The sequence below is a fragment of the Amycolatopsis sp. CB00013 genome, assembly GCF_001905755.1.
GTDB lineage: Bacteria > Actinomycetota > Actinomycetes > Mycobacteriales > Pseudonocardiaceae > Amycolatopsis > Amycolatopsis japonica.
Genome location: NZ_LIWC01000001.1, coordinates 1,759,120 through 1,777,228 on the forward strand (window position 1 = coordinate 1,759,120; position 18,109 = coordinate 1,777,228).

Annotated in this window: 15 protein-coding genes; 3 read left to right on the forward strand and 12 right to left on the reverse strand. The window is 67.4% G+C overall.

What is annotated here, in order from left to right:
• Positions 1-24 precede the first annotated feature (24 nt).
• The 3 genes from hxlB to hxlA all read right to left on the reverse strand — a co-directional run bounded on the left by hxlB (position 25) and on the right by hxlA (position 3,726).
• Positions 25-612: a 6-phospho-3-hexuloisomerase gene (gene hxlB, locus AMK34_RS07890; protein WP_083649774.1), complete on the reverse strand. Its 588-nt coding sequence runs from the start codon at positions 610-612 to the stop codon at positions 25-27.
• Between the two features lie 191 nt (positions 613-803).
• Positions 804-2,909: a transketolase gene (tkt, locus tag AMK34_RS07895; protein WP_198941645.1), complete on the reverse strand. Its 2,106-nt coding sequence runs from the start codon at positions 2,907-2,909 to the stop codon at positions 804-806.
• Between the two features lie 187 nt (positions 2,910-3,096).
• Complete coding sequence (gene hxlA, locus AMK34_RS07900; protein WP_073843978.1) at positions 3,097-3,726, reverse strand: 3-hexulose-6-phosphate synthase; 630 nt, start codon at positions 3,724-3,726, stop codon at positions 3,097-3,099.
• A 167-nt stretch (positions 3,727-3,893) separates the two neighbouring features.
• Between hxlA and rpe the strand changes: the two genes are divergently transcribed.
• Entirely contained in the window at positions 3,894-4,571 is a 678-nt protein-coding gene (gene rpe / locus AMK34_RS07905; RefSeq protein WP_073843980.1) for a ribulose-phosphate 3-epimerase, read from the forward strand.
• Positions 4,572-4,617: 46 nt separating this feature from the next.
• On the opposite strand, the gene AMK34_RS07910 is transcribed toward rpe, so the two are convergent.
• Entirely contained in the window at positions 4,618-6,069 is a 1,452-nt protein-coding gene (locus AMK34_RS07910; protein WP_073843981.1) for a DNA-binding protein, read from the reverse strand.
• Positions 6,070-6,730: 661 nt separating this feature from the next.
• On the opposite strand from AMK34_RS07910, the gene AMK34_RS07915 reads away from it, so the two are divergent.
• Entirely contained in the window at positions 6,731-8,071 is a 1,341-nt protein-coding gene (locus AMK34_RS07915) for a DNA-binding protein (protein WP_241832712.1), read from the forward strand.
• Positions 8,072-8,086: 15 nt separating this feature from the next.
• On the opposite strand, the gene AMK34_RS07920 is transcribed toward AMK34_RS07915, so the two are convergent.
• The 5 genes from AMK34_RS07920 to AMK34_RS07940 form a co-directional block, all read right to left on the reverse strand.
• Positions 8,087-8,281: a recombination activating protein 1 gene (locus AMK34_RS07920; RefSeq protein ID WP_073843985.1), complete on the reverse strand. Its 195-nt coding sequence runs from the start codon at positions 8,279-8,281 to the stop codon at positions 8,087-8,089.
• Between the two features lie 97 nt (positions 8,282-8,378).
• Entirely contained in the window at positions 8,379-10,061 is a 1,683-nt protein-coding gene (locus tag AMK34_RS07925; RefSeq protein WP_073843987.1) for a PQQ-dependent dehydrogenase, methanol/ethanol family, read from the reverse strand.
• Between the two features lie 16 nt (positions 10,062-10,077).
• The gene (locus AMK34_RS07930; protein WP_073843989.1) at positions 10,078-10,533 is read right to left on the reverse strand and encodes an MSMEG_3727 family PQQ-associated protein; all 456 of its coding nucleotides are present in this window, start codon (positions 10,531-10,533) and stop codon (positions 10,078-10,080) included.
• Between the two features lie 196 nt (positions 10,534-10,729).
• Entirely contained in the window at positions 10,730-12,961 is a 2,232-nt protein-coding gene (gene katG / locus AMK34_RS07935; RefSeq protein WP_083649776.1) for a catalase/peroxidase HPI, read from the reverse strand.
• A 52-nt stretch (positions 12,962-13,013) separates the two neighbouring features.
• Complete coding sequence (locus tag AMK34_RS07940) at positions 13,014-13,562, reverse strand: manganese efflux pump MntP (RefSeq protein ID WP_073843990.1); 549 nt, start codon at positions 13,560-13,562, stop codon at positions 13,014-13,016.
• Positions 13,563-14,422: 860 nt separating this feature from the next.
• On the opposite strand from AMK34_RS07940, the gene AMK34_RS07945 reads away from it, so the two are divergent.
• Positions 14,423-14,893 (forward strand): ribose-5-phosphate isomerase, encoded by a 471-nt coding sequence (locus AMK34_RS07945; RefSeq protein WP_073843991.1) that lies wholly within the window; start codon positions 14,423-14,425, stop codon positions 14,891-14,893.
• A gap of 105 nt (positions 14,894-14,998) precedes the next feature.
• On the opposite strand, the gene AMK34_RS07950 is transcribed toward AMK34_RS07945, so the two are convergent.
• From AMK34_RS07950 to AMK34_RS07960, 3 genes are all read right to left on the reverse strand, one after another.
• Positions 14,999-16,024 (reverse strand): HAD-IIA family hydrolase, encoded by a 1,026-nt coding sequence (locus AMK34_RS07950; RefSeq protein WP_073843993.1) that lies wholly within the window; start codon positions 16,022-16,024, stop codon positions 14,999-15,001.
• On the reverse strand, positions 16,021-16,998 hold the full coding sequence (locus tag AMK34_RS07955; RefSeq protein ID WP_083649777.1) for a fructose-bisphosphatase class II: 978 nt from the start codon (positions 16,996-16,998) through the stop codon (positions 16,021-16,023). Before AMK34_RS07955 ends, AMK34_RS07950 begins: the two co-directional genes overlap by 4 nt.
• A gap of 104 nt (positions 16,999-17,102) precedes the next feature.
• Complete coding sequence (locus tag AMK34_RS07960; protein WP_073843997.1) at positions 17,103-18,080, reverse strand: class I fructose-bisphosphate aldolase; 978 nt, start codon at positions 18,078-18,080, stop codon at positions 17,103-17,105.
• Positions 18,081-18,109: the final 29 nt, after the last annotated feature.

Here is an 18,109-nt window from a genome sequence, read left to right on the forward strand (position 1 = left end):
ATCAGGACGAGATCGCGGTTCCGGTCACTCGAGATTCGCGTGCAGGCGCCACAGTTCGCGGGCCTGGGTCCCACCGGACTTCCACAGCGTGTGGAACAGCGCGTCGGTGATCAGCAGGACGGACTGCTCGAACAGGCTGCCGGCGTACTGGACGGAGGCGGTTCCGTCGAAGTCCTGCTTGTCCGCGGCCGGGACGACGAGCACCTCGGTCGCGATCTTCGCCAGCGGCGAGCGCGCCGCCGTGGTCAACGCGATCACGTCCGCGCCCTGGTCGCGTGCGGTCTGCGCGGCCCGGACCACCCGTGCCGTGGTCCCCGAGCCCGACGCCGCCACCAGCACGTCGCGCGCGCCGATGGCCGGCGCGGTCACCTCACCGACGACGTGGGTGGGGAGCCCGAGGTGCATGAACCGCATCGCCGCCATCTGGAGAGCCAGACCGCTTCGACCGGTACCGATCGTGAACACCTTCGGCGCCTTCAGCAACAGGGCACCGGCACGCGTCCAGGCCGGGAAATGCACACCGGCGCTCACCTTGTCCACTTCTCCGACGACCGCACGCGTCGCGTCCGAGAAACGACCGGGATCGAGATTCTTCGAAATCGATTGCGTCACCGAGATCTTCCTCCATTTCGCGAAACCCGCTTCATTGAGAAAAAATGATCGCCCGCCGTGGCGACTTCCTTCAAGACGTCCGGCATTGGGAACCGCTATCCCCTGATCACGAAAACGAATGAACATCGAGAACAGCGTGAAGCAGGCGGCCCCGGCTTCCCGCCGAGGCCGCCGACACGAGCGGGTGCCCGTCAGCCCTGCCGCACGGACCGCACGCTTCGCAGTGCCGCTTCGACCACGGTCTCGGTGGTGATGCCGAACTGGCTGAACAGCGTCTGGTAGTCCGCCGAGGCACCGAAATGCTCCAGCGACACGATTTCGCCCGCGTCTCCGGCGAATCGGTGCCAGGGCTGCGCCACACCCGCTTCGACGATCACCCGGGCGCGCACCGAGGACGGCAGCACTTCGTCCCGATAGGACCGATCCTGCCGGTCGAACCACTCCACGCACGGCATCGACACCACCCGGGTGGCCAAGCCCTGTGTTTCCAGGATCTTCCTGGCTTCCACGGCCAGCTGGACCTCGGAACCGGTGCCGACGAGCACGACGTCGGGCTTGCCCGAGGACGCCTCGGCGAGGACATAGCCGCCGCGGGACACTCCCTCGGCCGACGTGCCTTCCAGGGTCGGCACGTCCTGGCGGGTGAGCGCCAGTCCGGCCGGGCCGCCGGTGTCCTCCATGACGGCTTTCCAGGCGTGTGCCGTCTCGTTCGCGTCCGCGGGGCGCACCACCGACAGGCCGGGGATGGCACGCAGCGACGCCAGCTGCTCCACGGGCTGATGGGTCGGTCCGTCCTCGCCGAGCCCGATCGAGTCGTGCGTCCACACGTAGATGGCCGGTAGCCGCATCAGCGCGGCCAAGCGCACCGCCGGGCGCATGTAGTCGCTGAAGATGAGGAAGGTTCCGCCGTACGGCCGGGTTCCGCCGTGCAGGGCGATGCCGTTGAGGATCGAGCCCATCGCGTGCTCACGGATGCCGAAGTGCAACGTGCGACCGTAGGGCTGAGCGGTCCAGGTGTCGGTGGAGATCTCGGCCGGGCCGAACGAGTCCGCGCCCTTGATCGTGGTGTTGTTGCTCTCGGCCAGGTCCGCCGAACCGCCCCAGAGCTCGGGCAGGACTTCGCCGAGCTTGGCCAGCACCGCGGCCGACGCCTTGCGCGTGGCGACGCCCTTTTCGGACGGCTCCCAGACGGGGAGGTCGTCGTCCCATCCGGCCGGCGGCTCTCGGCGGGACATGCGGTCCAGCAACGCCTTGCGTTCGGGGTTGGCCTGTGCCCAGGCATCGAACTCGAGCTGCCACTTCTCGTGGTCCGCCCGGCCGCGGGTGGCCACTTCGCGGGCATGACGCAGGACCTCGTCGTCGACCTGGAAGCGGCGCCCCGGGTCGAAGCCGACGGCACTCTTGACGGCGGCGAGCTCCTCGGCGCCGAGCGCGGCACCGTGCACCTTGCCGGTGTTCATCTTGGTGGGCGCCGGGTAGCCGATCACCGTGCGCAACACGATGAGGGTGGGGCGCGTGGTCTCCGCCCTCGCCTGCTCGACGGCGTCCAGGAAGCCCGCCACGTCCTCACCGCCGTGGACCGTGAGAACCTGCCAGCCGTAGGCCTCGTAGCGTTTGGCGGTGTCCTCGGAGAGGGCGATACGGGTGTCGTCCTCGATGGAGATCTCGTTGCTGTCGTAGACCACCGTGAGGTTGCCGAGCCGCTGGGTTCCCGCCAGCGACGAGGCCTCGGAGGTGACACCTTCCTCGATGTCGCCGTCCGAAGCGATCACGTAGACCTGGTGGTCGAACACGCTCCGGCCCGGCTCGGCTTCCGGGTCGAACAGTCCTCGCTCGCGACGGGCGGCCATCGCCATGCCGACCGCGTTCGCCAGGCCCTGGCCGAGAGGGCCGGTGGTGGTCTCCACCCCCACCGTGTGCCCGTACTCGGGGTGCCCCGGCGTCAGCGAATCCCATTTGCGCAGGGCCTTGAGGTCGTCGAGTTCCAAACCGTAGCCGGAGAGGAAAAGCTGGATGTACAAGGTGAGGCTCGAATGCCCGGCCGAGAGCACGAACCGGTCCCGGCCGATCCAGCGCGCGTCGCCGGGGTCGTGCCGCATGACCCGCTGGAAAAGCGCGTAGGCGACGGGAGCGAGGCTCATGGCGGTGCCCGGGTGCCCGCTCCCGCAGTGTTCGACCGCGTCCGCGGCCAGCACGCGCGCGGTGTCCACCGCGCGCTGGTCCAGCTCCGTCCAGTCTTCGGGGAGCCGCTTGGTGGTCAAGCGGGCAAGCTCGCCGATCGATTCGTTTGCTGCCATGAACGCGCTCTCCTGATTCGCCGCGTGCCGGATCGGTGGGGTGTTATCGAGAGGTAAGTGTCGCGACGTGACCGCGGCGGGTGAGCGACCGGGGCGAAGGGAACCTTCACCGCATTAGACGCGACGAAGGGAGCCTTCACCCATCATCGACCCGTCCACGACCACGACACGTTTGCCTTATCCCTCACTAGCGGGTGGCGCGTTGTTTGAGTTCTTTGGCGGCGGTGGCGGGGTCGGTGGCGTTGTAGATGGCGCCTCCGGCGACGGCGACTTTCGCGCCTGCCTCACGGACGGAGGCGATGGTGTCGATCTTGATGCCGCCGGCGATGGAGAACGGCACTCCCGCTTCCCTGCCGTCGCGCAGCAACTGCTCGATCGTGTAGCCGGGACGGGCCTGTTCGTCCAGACCGGCGTGGATCTCCACGAACGACACCCCCAGTTTCGCGACCTCCCGGATCCGGGACACCCGCCCGTCCACCACGGTGATCATGTCCGCCACCACCTGCTTGCCGTACTTCTTCCCGGCGGCGACCGCACCCCGCACCGTGTCGTCGTCCGCGGCGCCCATCACCGTCACCAGATCCGCGCCCGCCTCGAACGCCAGCGTCGCCTCCAGCTCACCCGCGTCCGCCGTCTTCAGATCCACGAACACCAGCTTCTCCGGGAACGCCGCCTTGATCGCCGACACCGCACCGATCCCCGCCGACTTCACCAACGGAGTCCCCAGCTCCAAAATGTCCACATGCCCGGCCACCTGATTCGCCAACGTCAACGCCGACGGCAGATCCAGCACATCCAACGCAACCTGCAACTCCACAACAACACTCCTCACCACAACGAAAACCAGAACCCCACCACCATCACCACCCCAACACCAACCGGCAACACCCCACCACATCCGAAAACACAATCCCCCGATACACACAACGAATAACCACACCGTTCCCCGGGAGACTTACGCTCGATGTCGTGACGAAAACTCCCTTGATAGCCCCGTCGATCCTTTCCGCCGATTTCGCCCGGCTCGCCGACGAAGTGGCCGCGGTGAACGGAAAACCGGGACGCGGCGCGGATTGGCTGCACGTGGACGTCATGGACGCGCACTTCGTGCCGAATCTGACCCTGGGATTACCGGTCGTGCGGTCGATTCTGGCCACCACCGACATACCGGTGGACTGCCATCTGATGATCGAGAAGCCGGACCGGTGGGCGATCGGCTACGCGGAAGCGGGTTCCTACAACGTCACGGTGCACGTCGAGGCCGCCGAAGACCCGATCATGCTCGCGAAGAACCTGCGGGCCGCCGGCGCGAAAGCGGGGTTGGCGATCAAACCGAACACGCCCTTGGAGCCCTACCTCGGCGTGCTCGAGCATTACGACACGCTGCTGGTGATGTCGGTGGAGCCCGGATTCGGCGGTCAGAAGTTCATCGCCGAAGTCCTCGACAAGGTGCGCAAGGCACGGACGATGGTGGACACCGGCCACCTGAACCTGGTGGTGGAGATCGACGGCGGCATCAACACCGACACGATCGAGCAGGCGGCCGAGGCCGGCGTCGACTGCTTCGTGGCCGGCTCCGCGGTCTACGCGGCCGCAGATCCCGCACAGGCTGTGGAGGGACTGCGCGGCCAGGTGGAAGCCCTTCGGTCACGGACGACGTGACCTGTGCGAGGTCTCGGAGTCCGGCAAGCACTCCGAGACCCCGCTTTCACACGCCGAGCATCCGCCGGAGATCCGGGGCGTGGCGACGCGAAACGGGAACCAGTTCGGGGGAACGGGAATCCGTGATCAGGAAGAGCTCACCCTTGATACCGCGTTCCAGCTCGGCCACCCGGCGAAGGTTGACCAGATATCGCCGGTGCACCCGGCGGAACCCGTGTGGTGTCAGCATCCGCTCGACGTTGTCCAGGCCTCGGGTCGCGGCTTGGATCCTGCCTCGTTCGGTGACCAGCCAGACGATGTTCCGGTCGGCTTCGGCATAGCGGATCTCCGACGGGGCCAGCAGGACCAGCCGGTCTTTCCGCATCCCGATGACACACCGAGGCAATGAACCGAGCACATCGCCGGAGCTTCCGTCGTATGCCTCACCTTCCTGCACGCCGAACGCGCACAACAGGCCCACCACGTGGTTCGAGTCCACGACGGAACGCAGGGTCAGCGAGGTGGCCTCTTCGCCGGGACACACCGGCAGACGCGCGTAGCCACTCCACTGTGGACTTCCCTGTGCCTGTTTCCTGGCCCAGCGCACCACGTCGGGAAGCCCTGGGATGTCCGGGGTCCAGCGCTCCGCCGGTTCGGTCGCACCCGCGACGATGGGTGTTTCGCCGGTCAGCCCGAGCAAGGCGACGGCCGATTCGTTCGCGGCGATGATGTTCCCGCCCCGGTCCATGGCCAGGAAAGAACCGCCTGCCTGGGCGGATTCCTTGGTGAATTCGGCGATCACCTTGTCGGCTTCGTAGATCGCGCGCCGATAGATCTCCTGCTCGACACACGCGACGGCTTTCGTCAGCCACGGCGGCACGAACTTGGACAGCGACGCGTTCCAGCGGGAGATGTTGATCGACGCGACCGGTGCGCCGGTCACGATGTCGCGGATCGAAACGCCCGCGCACGCCCACTGATGAAAGGCTTCGCACCAGTGCTCCGGTCCCGTGACCGTCACCGGGCCGGAAACTTCGAGCGAAGTCCCCATCCCGTTCGTACCCGTGCATTCCTCCGACCACGAGGACCACGGGGCGAGGTTGTGCAGTTCGGCTCGCCGCCGGGCGGAGGGATCGCCCCAGGCGCCGAGGACACGCCCGTCGCCGTCCGTGACGGTGACGACGGCGCCGTCCTGTTCGACCTCCTGACCGGCCAACGCGCCGAGACCGCCGAGGGCGGTGAAGATCACGCCGTTGTCGGCACGCTGGGCTTCATCGCCTCGCGCTCCCGGAGCGACGTCCAGTCTCCGGTCCACTTCGTACCGGTCTCGGCATCGATACCACGACGCGAGGATTTCGGGCCGGACACCCGTCTCGATGTCCTCACCCGAAGCGAAGTTCTCCCACGCGCGAGCCACTTCTCTCGCCGATGACGTGGTCACCAGCGATCCGTCGGCCACGTGGTCACGTCTGCCGGGCCGACTCGATGCGATCACGAGCGGCGGCACTCTCCCGGTCATCGCGACCTCCTTGTCGCCGGCGCACCGGGGTTTCCTGGGACCGCGGGCGGTGGCAGAGGAAACAAGGTAACCCGATGCGACACGAGATTTCAATACAACTTCTTATCGTTGGGACACGTTGTTGTAGAACTACCCGATCGGCGGGTCGCGCCGGCACGGGAGGTACCCAGCCGTCGGGCAGATGAACCCCGGCCACGGTTAACCCTCGGCAAAATGTCGTCCAAAAGGGACGGATCCGCGATTGACGATCGATCGTCCGGATATTTCCCCGACAGAAGACCGGAAACATATTCATTTATCGCGAGGAAAGGTGTCACGCACGCCGAGGCAGGTTCGCCTTACTTCGCGACAACTAGAGATACACGATTTCCCGGCGCGGGAAACGCATCGACCGCTGATGCGCCGACGGCCACCGCCGGTCCTCGGTTCACGACCGTTCGTAGGTCGTTCGCCCGCACTCGTCCCAGGCCGCTTGCCCTGGAATCCGGAGGAAGTTTAGCTTGCGGCGGCGGCCAAGGGACGCGACGCGGCCCGACATGCGAGCAGGTCATCGGCACTGGACGGACGTAGGCCGTCCGGGTCGGCACCAGACCAAAGGCGGTCTCAGATGACACAGGTACGCCGGCCCGACCAGGCCACCCACAGTCGTGGAGAGGCGACTGTGCGTGAGTCGTGGGAGCGGTTCGCGCGAGGTGAGGACGATCTCCGCGGGGTGCGGCCGGAAATCGCGATCTCCTGGCACCGATGCCGTGACCAGTACGGCGTCGACCCTTCCCTCACCGAAGCCCCGGCGGCCGTCGCCGAGGTCGGGCACGCGCTGGAGCACGACGTCGTGATCGCCGAACTCGGGTTCCGCGCCGCCTCTCTGGCGCACGAGGTCAACACCCTCGGTGGCATCGTGACCATCACCGACGCCTCCGGCCGGGTACTGGCCCAATGGGGTGACCAGGCGACCCGCTACGTCGCCGCCGAAGCCAACCTGGCGCCGTGGTTCTGCTGGGCCGAGGGCGCCACCGGGACGAACGGCATGGGGACCGCGCTGATGTCCTACGCCCCCGTGCTGATCCGCGGCGCCGAGCACTGGTGCGCGGCCTTCCACGATTGGACCTGCGCCGGCGTGGCGGTGCGGGACGTGGTGACCAGGAAGCCGGTCGCGGTGCTCAACATCTCGTCCTGGCGCGGTGAACTCCCCCCGGCCGTGGGGACGTGGCTCGGCAACGTCGCCACGAAGACCCAGCGCATCCTGCGCCAGCACGCCAAGGACGACGGCGCCGAATTGATCGCCGCCTTCAACCACAGCAGGTCGGGCTCGCGGGCGCCGCTCGCTGCCGTCGATCCCGCCGGGCGGGTCGTGCTCGCCGACGACACGGCGGGGGTGCTCCTCGGCATCCCGGGCTCCACGCCGGCGCCCGACCCCGCTGTCCGGTGGAAACCGGAACTGCCGGAGTTCATCCGGGCGGCCGAATACGCCGCCGCGCAGGCGACGCGCAATCCCGGCTGGTCCGGTTCGACTCAGATCCGCACCCGGCTCGCCAACGACCCGACATCGATCAGCTTCCGGCCGGTCTACCTGGCCGGGCACCTGATCGGCAACATCGTCGCGTTCGGTGTCTCCGAAGGGGATCCGGTGCAGCGGACCGTCGAGGACTCCCCTCTTCGCACCCAGCCGCATCGGATGGTCGCGACGCGGGAGAACCGCATGATCCTTCTACGGCTCCCTGAAGTCACCTTCGCGCAGTCGGACGGCAACGACGTGTGGCTGTCGACCGATCAAGGGCTGCTGCGATCCGCCTCGCCGGGCCTCGACCGGCTCGAAACCGAACTGAGCGATTCCGGGTTCCTCCGGGTGCACCGCCAGTACGTGGTGAACCTCAGCCGGATCCGAGAGGTCGAGCGGCGCTACAAGGGTGAGTTGTTCCTGGTCATGGACGACCGGGAACAGACCATGGTGCCGGTTTCCCGGCGGAACGCGCCGATGGTGCGCCGGGCGCTGGAGATCTGACCGGCGCCGCCCCGGTCAGCCTCGGTACCGGTGCACGTCGCAGACGCAGTACATGAGGCGGCACTCGAAACACTCGGGCTTGTCGACGCACGTGATGCAGCGCCCGCAGTGCACCGGTTCGGTGTGCCGCCCGACGTCGTCAGGCCCGTAACGCTCCCCGCAGTACAGGCACGGTAACCGTTCCTGCCGGGGCGTCGTCGGCTGGTTCATCGTTTCACCTCGACTTCCGTCGGCCGAAGCACCGAAACGGTGGCCGGGTCGCCGCGGCGACCCGGCCACCGGCCGGTACCTCAGTGAAAATCCCTTGTCACAGGGAGAAAACGATCAACGCGGCGCCGTGCCCCTGCCCGGACAGGCCGGGGACGATGCCTTCGAGCCAGCCACCCCAGCCGACCGGCACCGCGATGTGCTGCTTGCCGTCGACGGTGAAGGTGCTCGGGCTGCTGTGGTGACCGCTGCCGCACTGGAAGCTCCAGAGCTTCTCGCCCGTCTCCGAGTTCAGTGCCAGGAACTCGCCCGAAGGCGTGCCGGCGAACACCACGTTCCCCGCGGTGCTGAGGGTCGACGCGGCCATCGGCATGTTGTTGAGCCGGTGGCGCCACTTCTCCTCACCGTGGGAGTCGAACGCGCTGACCGAACCGGCCATGTTGTCGATGTCGACCTCGACGGCGGCACCCCAGTAGGGCATGCCCTCCTTGAACTCGCGGCGACGCCGGGTGGCGGTGGCGCCCACGTCCGCGACCGGGACGTAGAACAGATCGAGGTCCGGGTTGTACGACGCGTGCGTCCATTCCTTCGCACCGGCGGGGCCGGGGAAGAAGTGGCAGGGCTCGCCCTCCTTGTCCGGGTACTTCCGCGGGGTCACCTTGCCGTCGCGGGTGATGACGCCCCAGTCGATCCGGTCGACGAACGGGGTGACGTGCTGCAGCTCGCCGTTGGTGCGGTCGAGGACGAACATGTACCCGTTCTTGTCGAAGTGGGCCAGCAGCTTCTTGCCGTCCCGCTCGAACAGGGTCATCTCCATGGTGGAGTCGTAGTCCCACAGGTCGTGCGGGGTGAACTGGTAGTGCCACTTGATCTCGCCGGTGTCGACGTCCACCGCGACCACGCTGTCGGTGTAGAGGTTGTCCCCTTCACGGACCTCGCCGTCGAAGTCGGGAGCCGGGTTTCCGGTGCCCGCGTAGTAGAGGTTCAGCTCCGGGTCGTAGGTTCCCGTGACCCAGTGGTTCGCTCCGCCACGCTGCCAGGCCTCGCCGTCGTCGGGCCAGGTCTCCGAGCCGGGCTCGCCCGGCTTCGGCACGGTGTAGGTGCGCCAGCGCTGTTCACCGGTCTCCAGGTCCCAGCAGTCGATGTGCCCGCGGACGCCGTACTCACCGCCGGCGGAACCGGTGATGAGCGTGTCCTTGATGACCAGTGGGGCGATCGAGGCACTCTCGCCCGCCCGCACGTCGCCGATGGTCTTCTGCCAGATCTTCCGGCCGTTCGTGGCGTCGAGCGCGACCAGCTGGGCGTTCTGGGTCACCATGTAGACCTTGCCGTTGGCCACCGCGCAGCCGCGGTTGACGTTGGCACAGCACAGCGTCACGTCGATGGGGATGGCGTGCTTGTAGCGCCACAGCTGTTCGCCGGTCTTCGCGTCGAGCGCCCAGAGCCAGCCGTCCCAGCCGGTGACGAACATGACGCCGTCGACCACCAGCGGGCAGGCCTCGAAGGCGTAGGTCGAGGTGGAGGCGATCATGCCGGTCGCGCTCGCCTGGAAGATCCAGGCGACCTTCAGGTTCTTGACGTTGTCGGCGTTGATCTCGTCGAGCAGGCTGTGCCGCTTGCCGTCGTAGTCGCCGTAGTAGGTGATCCAGTTGTGCGACTCGCTGCGCGCCTGGAGGATGCGCTCGTAGTCGACACCGCGCGTCACGTCCGGCGCGGTGTGCGGCAGATTGGAGAGCTGACTGTGATCGAACGCCTTCCCGGCGTCGACGTATTCGAGAGTCATGGTGATTCCTGCCTTTCTACGGCCGCGGCTGGGCGGGTCGGTCGAGCTTGGCTTCCGGCGGGACCTCGCCGGTCACGACGATGGCGGCGGTCAGGCCACGGCCCTCGTCGTTACCCGCCGGCGAGCCGTACCAATAGCAGCCGGGGCCGTCGAGTTCGAGTGTCGCGGTGCCCTTGGAGTGGTTCAGCAGGCCGATGAACTGCTTGTCGCCGTTGCTGGGCAGCAGACAGGCGTGGGTGTTCTTGTCGTCGTTGATGATCGTCAGCTCGAGAATCCCGGCGTGCGGCAGGATCAGCACCCCCGGCTCCCACGTCATCGCGTCCTCACGGATCCGGATGGTCGCTTCCATCGTCCCGTCGGCACGCTCGGTCGCCTTGGCGATCGTTCCGGACCCGAGCACGGCACCGATGGTGGCCCTGTTCTGTCCGCCGAGCTCGGCCAGGAGATCTTCGCGTTCCTGGGCAATCGTCATCGGACTTCACCTCCTCGTCAGCAGGAAATGCTTGTTTCAATGGATTCGCTGAAATATCTCTCACGAAAACCCGGCGTTTTCGTATTCAGCGCTTGATCTGTGCAACGAGTCCGAACACTACCGCCGGAAAAGCCATTCCGATATCCATTGCCACCGACCGGCCATGCCGCGCCGTTCGCCCGGCGGTAGGTACCGTTCATGCGAATCGGCCGAGTTCCATGACCTTCACCCATGCCGCGACGAAGTCCCGGACGAACTTCCCACCCGCGTCCTCGCTCGCGTAGACCTCCGAAAGCGCCCGCAATTCGGCATTCGAACCGAAAACGAGGTCGACCCGGCTCGCGGTCCACTTCACTTCTCCGTCGCACCGATCACGGCCCTCGTAGACCGCCGTCCAGACATCCTTGTGCCGTCTCGGTGTCCACTCGGTCCCCATGTCCAGGAGGTTGACGAAGAAGTCGTTCGTCAGCACTCCCGGCGTCGAGGTCAACACCCCCATCGAGGAACCTCGGTAGTTGGCGCCGAGTACCCGGAGCCCGCCGATCAGCACGGTCATCTCGGGCGGGGTCAAGGTCAGCAGATTCGCCCGATCGATCAGCAGATGTTCCGGCGCGGCCCAAAAGCCGTCGCCCAGGTAGTTCCGGAAACCGTCCGCCTTGGGCCGCAACGCGTCGAACGAATCGACGTCGGTCCATTCCTGGGTCGCGTCGGCGCGCCATGGCCGGAACGGGACATCGACCTCGTGGCCACCGGCCGCGGCGGCGTGTTCCACCGCAGCGCACCCGCCGAGCACGATCAGGTCGGCCAGCGAGATCCGCTTGTCCCCGCGCTGGGATTCGTTGAAACGCCGTTGGATCGCCTCCAGCGTGGGCAGCACGACGGCCAGCTGCCCGGGCTCGTTGACCGACCAGCCGCACTGCGGTTCGAGCCGGATCCGTGCCCCGTTCGCCCCGCCGCGTTTGTCGCTGTCGCGGTACGTCGAAGCCGACGCCCACGCCGTCGTCACGAGCTGCGCCACCGTCAGCCCGGAGCCGAGGATCTCGCGCTTGAGGACGGCGATGTCGTCCGCGTCCACCGGTTCGTGGTCCGTCTCCGGTACAGGGTCCTGCCAGATCTGCCGTTCGTCCGGGACGAGCGGCCCCAGGTAACGCCGGATCGGGCCCATGTCGATGTGGGTCAGCTTGAACCATGCCCGCGCGAAAGCGTCCTCGAACTGATCCGGGTGCTCCAGGAAACGCCGCGAGATCGACTCGTAGACCGGATCCTCCTGCAACGAGAGATCCGTGGTGAGCATGACCGGATGATGCTTCGTGTGCGGGTCGAAGGGGTCCGGGACGGTGCCCTCGCCCTGGCCGTCGCTCGGGATCCACTGCCACAAGCCGGCCGGGCTGAGCTCGACGTCCCACTTGTACTCGAAAAGCGTCTCGAGGAACGTATGGTCCCAGTGGACAGGCGTGCGCGTCCACATCCCTTCCAGACCGCTGGTGACCGTGTCCGCCCCGACTCCGCTGCGGCATCCGCCCATCCAGCCGAGTCCCTGATCGGTGAGCGGCGCGGCCTCCGGCTCGGGCCCACCGGTCACGTTCGGGTCGGCCGGGCCGTGCGTTTTGCCGAAGGTGTGCCCGCCCGCGATGAGCGCCACCGTCTCCTCGTCGTTCAGGCCCATCCGTTTGAAGGTCTCCCGGATGTCGCGTGCCGCGAGCAGTGGATCGGGATTGGTGGCCGGGCCCTGCGGATCGACGTAGATCAGCCCCATTTCGGCGGCAGCCAACGGTTCGTCGAGTTGGCGCAGGCCGCTATGGCGTTCGTCAGCGAGCCATTTGCGTTCCGGACCCCAGTACAGCTCGTCGGGTTCGCACACCTCGGCCCGGCCGCCGCCGAACCCGAAGGTCTTGAACCCCATGGATTCCAAGGCACGGTTACCGGCGAAGACCATCAAGTCGGCCCAGGAGATCTTGCGTCCGTACTTCTTCTTCACCGGCCACAACAACCGGCGGGCCTTGTCCAGGTTGCGGTTGTCCGGCCAGCTGTTCAACGGTGCGAAGCGTTGCATTCCCGCGCTCGCCCCACCTCGGCCGTCGCTGACGCGGTACGTACCCGCGGCGTGCCAGGCCATGCGCAGCACAAGAGGACCGTAGTGGCCGAAGTCGGCAGGCCACCAATCCTGCGACGTCGTCAGCACTTCGTCGATGTCACGCGCCAGTTCGTCGAGATCCAGCGTGTCGAATCGCTCGGCGTAGTCGAAGTCCGCGAACAAGGGGTCGTCCTCGGGCCGACGCCGGCGCAAGGCCGTCAGGTCGACCCGGTCCGGCCACCAATCGGTGGCGTCGCCCCCCGCCGCCGGATGATTCCGCCGCCGGGGCTGCCTGGTCTCGCCCAGAACCTTGTCGTAGGTCCGGTAGACGTGGGTATCGGGATTCTCGGGCATCGTCGCCTCCCCAAGTGCCATCGCCGCTTTGCCGCCGGAACGGCCACACCGCTCAGCCGAAGACCAGTGGCAACAGGATCGCGGCGCTGAGCAACGAGATCCCGCTGAACAGGTCGGCCCTGATCCGGACGACCCTGGCGGCCATCCTCCCGACGTACAGACCGGCGAACGACATGACCACGGTCATCGCGCCGAACGTCAGCATCGGGACCACGAGGGAGAATCCCGCGATTCCCAGCCCGGCGCCCGCGATGAAGTTGTCGACGGTCAGCGAAAGCGGCATGCCGAAGAGGGTCACCCATGGGTGATCCATGTCCTGCGGCTCCGGATGACGGATAGCCCCGACGATGAAGTACACGCCGTACAACCCCAGCGCCGCCGCCCCGATGTACTCGGCCCAATCCCCGAGGAAATCACCCAGATAGCTACCGAGGAATCCACCCAAGAGCGGCCCCACCGCGTCCCATATCCCGAAGACGAGGGCGACCTGCAAGGCGCGCCGCCAGCCGAACGGGATCGTCCCGATGGCGATCGACGAGCGGAAGTTGTCGAGACTGAGCCCGAAGGCGAGCGCGAGTAGCGGCAGGAATTCAAGCGACATCTGAACCACCTCGAAAGGGCGAGCAGGGTGACCAGGGAGAGCGGGCCGGAAACGGTTCATTTCCGATGGCCGGAACTCACAACCCACAGGGAGCTCGTGACTTCGCCGGTGGACTGTCGAAGGGCGTGACGCAAGGCCCGCGAGACCGAGTTTCCGATCCGGGGCCTTGCGTCAACGCCGACGTAGCCGGGAAGCAGGTTTTCGGGTACCTGCCGCGACTACGGGAAAACGAACGGCACGGGCCCGGGAGCCCGGCCGTCAGCCACGGTAGAAGTAGCCGGTGGCCTCAGCACACACCTCGACGACCGTGTACTCCGGAGTTTCCCACTTCATATTTCCTCCTCGCTGTCGACTACACCCGGCGACGGGGCGAACCGGGCATTCGTGATCCGCGCAAACTCGAGGACGAACTCACGAAATTTCGCGGTCATGAAAGAGCATCCTCGATTTAACGAAGCCGGGGCAACCGACCTTGAACCACTGGGTGGCAACCGGTGCCGAACGGCGTCCCGGCGCCCACGAACGGAGTGGGCGGGTGCACGGACGGGCACCGCACCCTCACCCGCCACGCCAGGCCCACGTCGCCGGTGCGGCGAGTGCTTCCCCTCACCGGCGCCGACCACTCACCCATGTCTCCACTGACGTTGCGAAAGCCACTTTCGCAACGTTGAAGGTTGCGAAAGTGGCTTTCGCAACCCGCCACCTTTGACGCCTCACGGCCGGAGCCCGAATCGCCACCCCGTCCACCGAACGTGGCCGACCGCGGCCATAAGAACTTGGCCTTGACGTATAAGGCCTTTCGATGGCGATCAGCCGACTTTCCATCCGTCGACCCACGAATCCGGGATTAAACTGCCGACGTGCGAATCTACCTTGGCTCCGATCATGCCGGACTCGAACTCAAGAACCACTTCGTCGCAAGGCTCTCCGCGCTCGGCCACGAAACGATCGATGTCGGGCCGTCCGTCTACGACGCGAACGACGACTATCCGCCGTTCTGTGTCGAAGCGGCACGGCGCGTCGTGGCCGACGAAGGGAGCCTCGGTGTCGTCATCGGCGGTTCCGGGAACGGGGAACAGATCGCCGCGAACAAGGTGCCCGGCGCACGCGCCGCGCTGACCTGGAGCGTGGACACCGCCAAGCTCGCCCGGCAGCACAACAACGCGCTGCTGGCGGGTATCGGCGCCCGGATGCACACGGTCGAAGAGGCCGAACACATCGTGGACGCGTTTCTCGGCACCGAATTCGAGGGCGGACGCCACCAACGCAGGATCGACCTGCTGTCCGAGTACGAGCGCACCGGCGAAGCTCCCGCCCTGCCGGGACACTGACCGAGGCGGCAAGTCCGTGAAGGCCTCCTTGAGGGACTCTGGGTCCCTCAAGGAGGCCTTCACGGACACTCGGACGGCACCTGCGGCCCCGTGTGAAGGCCCCCTTCACACGGAATGGCCAAGCCCGAGCTGCTGTTCGATCTTCTCCCAGAGACCGTCGTCGTCCGAGACCGCGCGGCCGGCGTCATGGACCGCCCACGCCGTCGTGACGACGGACCGCAGCAGTTCGTCATCACCGACCGCGTTCGGCATGCGGGACATGGCATCCGGCGTGAGGTCGGAGGAGACGGCCCGCAGGGGCCTTCCAGGCGCGAGCAGCCCGCTCAAGTCGGCGGCGACATAGGTCGGACGCGCGGACGGCTCGGCGCAGGCCAGATCGCGGAGACGGGACGCGCCGCTCAGGACGAGGAGCGAATCGAGGCCGGCAGAGTTGGCACCTTCGATGTCGGTGTCCAGCAGGTCCCCGCACACCAGGGTCTCGGAGTGAACGGTGCCGAGCCGGTGACGCGCCAGGTCGAACAGGGCCGCTCGTGGTTTGCCCACCACGTGAGGGGATGCGCTGGTGGCGGTCCGCACCAGGGCGACCAACGCCCCGTTGCCCGGCGCCCGCCCGTACGGCGTGGGCAAGGTGAGGTCGACGTTCGTGGCCACCCAGGTGGCTCCCGCGTCGGCGAGCCTGCCCACCGCCGCCAGCTCACGCCAGGTGACGTCGGTTCCCAGCCCCTGGACGACGGCCTCCACCGGCGTACCGTCCAGATCCGCGACACGGACCGGGGTCAACCCGGCCTCCGTGAGCGCACGGGCGACGCCTGGGCCTCCCACCGCGAACACGGGTGTCCCCCTGCCAAGACGCTCCGCCAGATGTGCCGCGGCCGCCTGCGAACTGGTGACCACCGACCAACCCCGCGGGGCGACTCCCAGCCCGCGAAGATGCTCGCTCACCTCCTCGGGTGGGCGGGACGCGTTGTTGGTCGCGAACACGACCGGGGTGCCCCGCGCCGTCACGCGGTTCAAGGTCTCCACCGCATGGGGAACGGCCGAGGGGCCGCGGTAGACCACGCCGTCGAGGTCGCAGATCAGCCCGCGGTACCGCGTGATCAGCGCATCGTTCCCGGTCTTCTCAGCCGTCATGCGGTTCGGCGCCCCTCCTGCTCGCGCCGAGCGACGTGCGGGCGTTCGGACCGCACCATCCGCACTGTCTCCGGCTTCGACGACATCACCAGAGACTGGGTGAAGACGCGGCCAGAGTGGTGCTGGACACCTCGCAACAACTCGCTTCCGGTCAGCCCCGTGGCGCAGAAGAGGATGTTCTCCCCACCCACCAGGTCTTCGGTGTGGAGGACCTTCCCTTCCTGCAGCCGGGCCTGCAGCGCGCCACCCGAACAGGTCAGGGCGGCCGCGGCGATCACCCCTTCGGCCGCTCCCCCGGCGCCCAGCAGGATGTCCACTGGGCTCTCGGGCCGCGCCACCGCGATCGCGCCGGAGACCTCACCGCCTTCCAGCAAATGGATCCGTGCGCCCGCGTCGCGGATCTCGTGGACGAGATCCCGGTGGTACGGGCGGTTGAGCACGGCGACGACGACGTCCGACACGCGAATGTCCTTGGCCTTGGCGACCGCTCGCAGGTTCTCCGCCACCGGGCGGCGGATGTCGACGACGTCGACGCACTCGGGACCGACGGCCAGCTTCTCCATCGAGGCACCCGGCGAGGGGTCGAACAACGCACCACGCTCGGCAACGGCGATCGCGGACAGGGAGTACGGCACGTCCTTGACCGGCGAGAGCGCGCCGTCGCCCGCGGTGATGGCGACGTCGCACGCCGGGCCGTCCCCGCTCCCGACGTCGTCACCGGCGAACAGGACCGGCGTGGCGCCCTTCCCGTCCGCGCCCGCCACCACAACACCGCGCATCCGCACCGACCCGAGGAGTTCGCGCATCACGTGGGCGGCGGCCTCGCCGCTGTTCCCGTCCCCGAACCCGACCCATTCGCCCGCCGCGATCGCGGCCGCCTCGGTGACGCGCACGAGTTCGAGCGCGAGAGCCTGACCGGAGCCCCCGGCCGCCATCCCTGGACGTCCGGGGATGTCCCATTCCTGAGTATTCATCGTTCTCACTTCACTCGGCCGAGCAAGGAAACAGCACCGCGGGCGACCGGCCCGGCCGTCCGCGTGGCCGGACCGGTCGCCCTTCAAGCGGACGCGAACCGCATTCAGCGGGCGGCGGCGTTCGCGACCGCTCGTTCGGAGAGCGCGTTCTGGGCGGCGACCCGGTTGCCTTCGTCACCCCGCCAGGCCTCCAGGGCGGGCCCGACGAGCGCCCGTCCGAAGGAGTAGGTGAGCTCCCAGGGAAGCGGGTCGAGTTCCTGCATCGCCCCGAGGTGCTGTGTCGCCACCTCCGGGCTTTGCCCACCGGAAAGGAACGCGATACCCGGCACGGACGACGGCACGGTCTCCCGCAGGGTCTCCACCGTCGCCCGCGCGACGTCGGCCACCGTGGGCCGCTCCGGGCTCCCGGTCCCGGCGACCACCATGTTCGGCTTGAGGACGATGCCGTCGAGCCGCACCCGCATCAGATCGAGTTCCTCGAACAGCGACTCCAGTACGGCCGTGGTCACCTGACGGCAACGCTCCAGCGTGTGGTCCCCGTCCATCAAGACCTCGGGCTCGACGATCGGAACCAGACCGGCCTCCTGGCAGAGACCGGCGTACCGCGCCAGGGCGTGCACGTTCGCGCGCACCGCGCGGGCCGAAGGCTCGTCCTCGCCGATCGTGATCACGGCCCGCCACTTGGCGAACGTCGCGCCGAGCCGCACGTACTCCGTCACTCGTTCACGCAGGCCATCGAGGCCCTCGGTGATCTTCTCCTCCGGCGATCCCGCCAGCGGCTTCGCTCCCGTGTCGACCTTGATCCCGGTGAGAATCCCGATGTCTTCGAGGAACTCCGGGAACGTGCGCCCGTCACTCACTTTCTGGTGGAACGTCTCGTCCGCGAGGATGATCCCGCTGACGGATTCCGAGAGCCGCGGCGTCGTGACGATCAATTCCCGGTAGATCCGGCGATTTTCCGCGGTCGCTTCGACGCCCACCTTCTCCAGCCTGGCGGACATCGTCCCGATGCTCTCGTCGGCGGCGAGGATACCGCGCCGATCGGAGACCATCGTGCGAGCGATCTTGTTCAGGGCTGACATCTACTGTTGCTCCTCCTGTATCGGACACC

Bases quoted from the DNA above. Each gene is read 5' to 3' on its own strand.
- AMK34_RS07940 (WP_073843990.1), bottom strand. From the start codon at position 13,562: ATGTCGCTTGAATTCCTGCCGCTACTCGCGCTCGCCTTCGGGCTCAGT.
- AMK34_RS07960 (WP_073843997.1), bottom strand. From the start codon at position 18,080: ATGTCAGCCCTGAACAAGATCGCTCGCACGATGGTCTCCGATCGGCGC.
- AMK34_RS07910 (WP_073843981.1), bottom strand. From the start codon at position 6,069: ATGACCGGGAGAGTGCCGCCGCTCGTGATCGCATCGAGTCGGCCCGGC.
- AMK34_RS07930 (WP_073843989.1), bottom strand. From the start codon at position 10,533: ATGACGATTGCCCAGGAACGCGAAGATCTCCTGGCCGAGCTCGGCGGA.
- tkt (WP_198941645.1), bottom strand. From the start codon at position 2,909: ATGGCAGCAAACGAATCGATCGGCGAGCTTGCCCGCTTGACCACCAAG.
- AMK34_RS07955 (WP_083649777.1), bottom strand. From the start codon at position 16,998: ATGAATACTCAGGAATGGGACATCCCCGGACGTCCAGGGATGGCGGCC.
- katG (WP_083649776.1), bottom strand. From the start codon at position 12,961: ATGCCCGAGAATCCCGATACCCACGTCTACCGGACCTACGACAAGGTT.
- AMK34_RS07920 (WP_073843985.1), bottom strand. From the start codon at position 8,281: ATGAACCAGCCGACGACGCCCCGGCAGGAACGGTTACCGTGCCTGTAC.
- AMK34_RS07950 (WP_073843993.1), bottom strand. From the start codon at position 16,024: ATGACGGCTGAGAAGACCGGGAACGATGCGCTGATCACGCGGTACCGC.
- AMK34_RS07925 (WP_073843987.1), bottom strand. From the start codon at position 10,061: ATGACTCTCGAATACGTCGACGCCGGGAAGGCGTTCGATCACAGTCAG.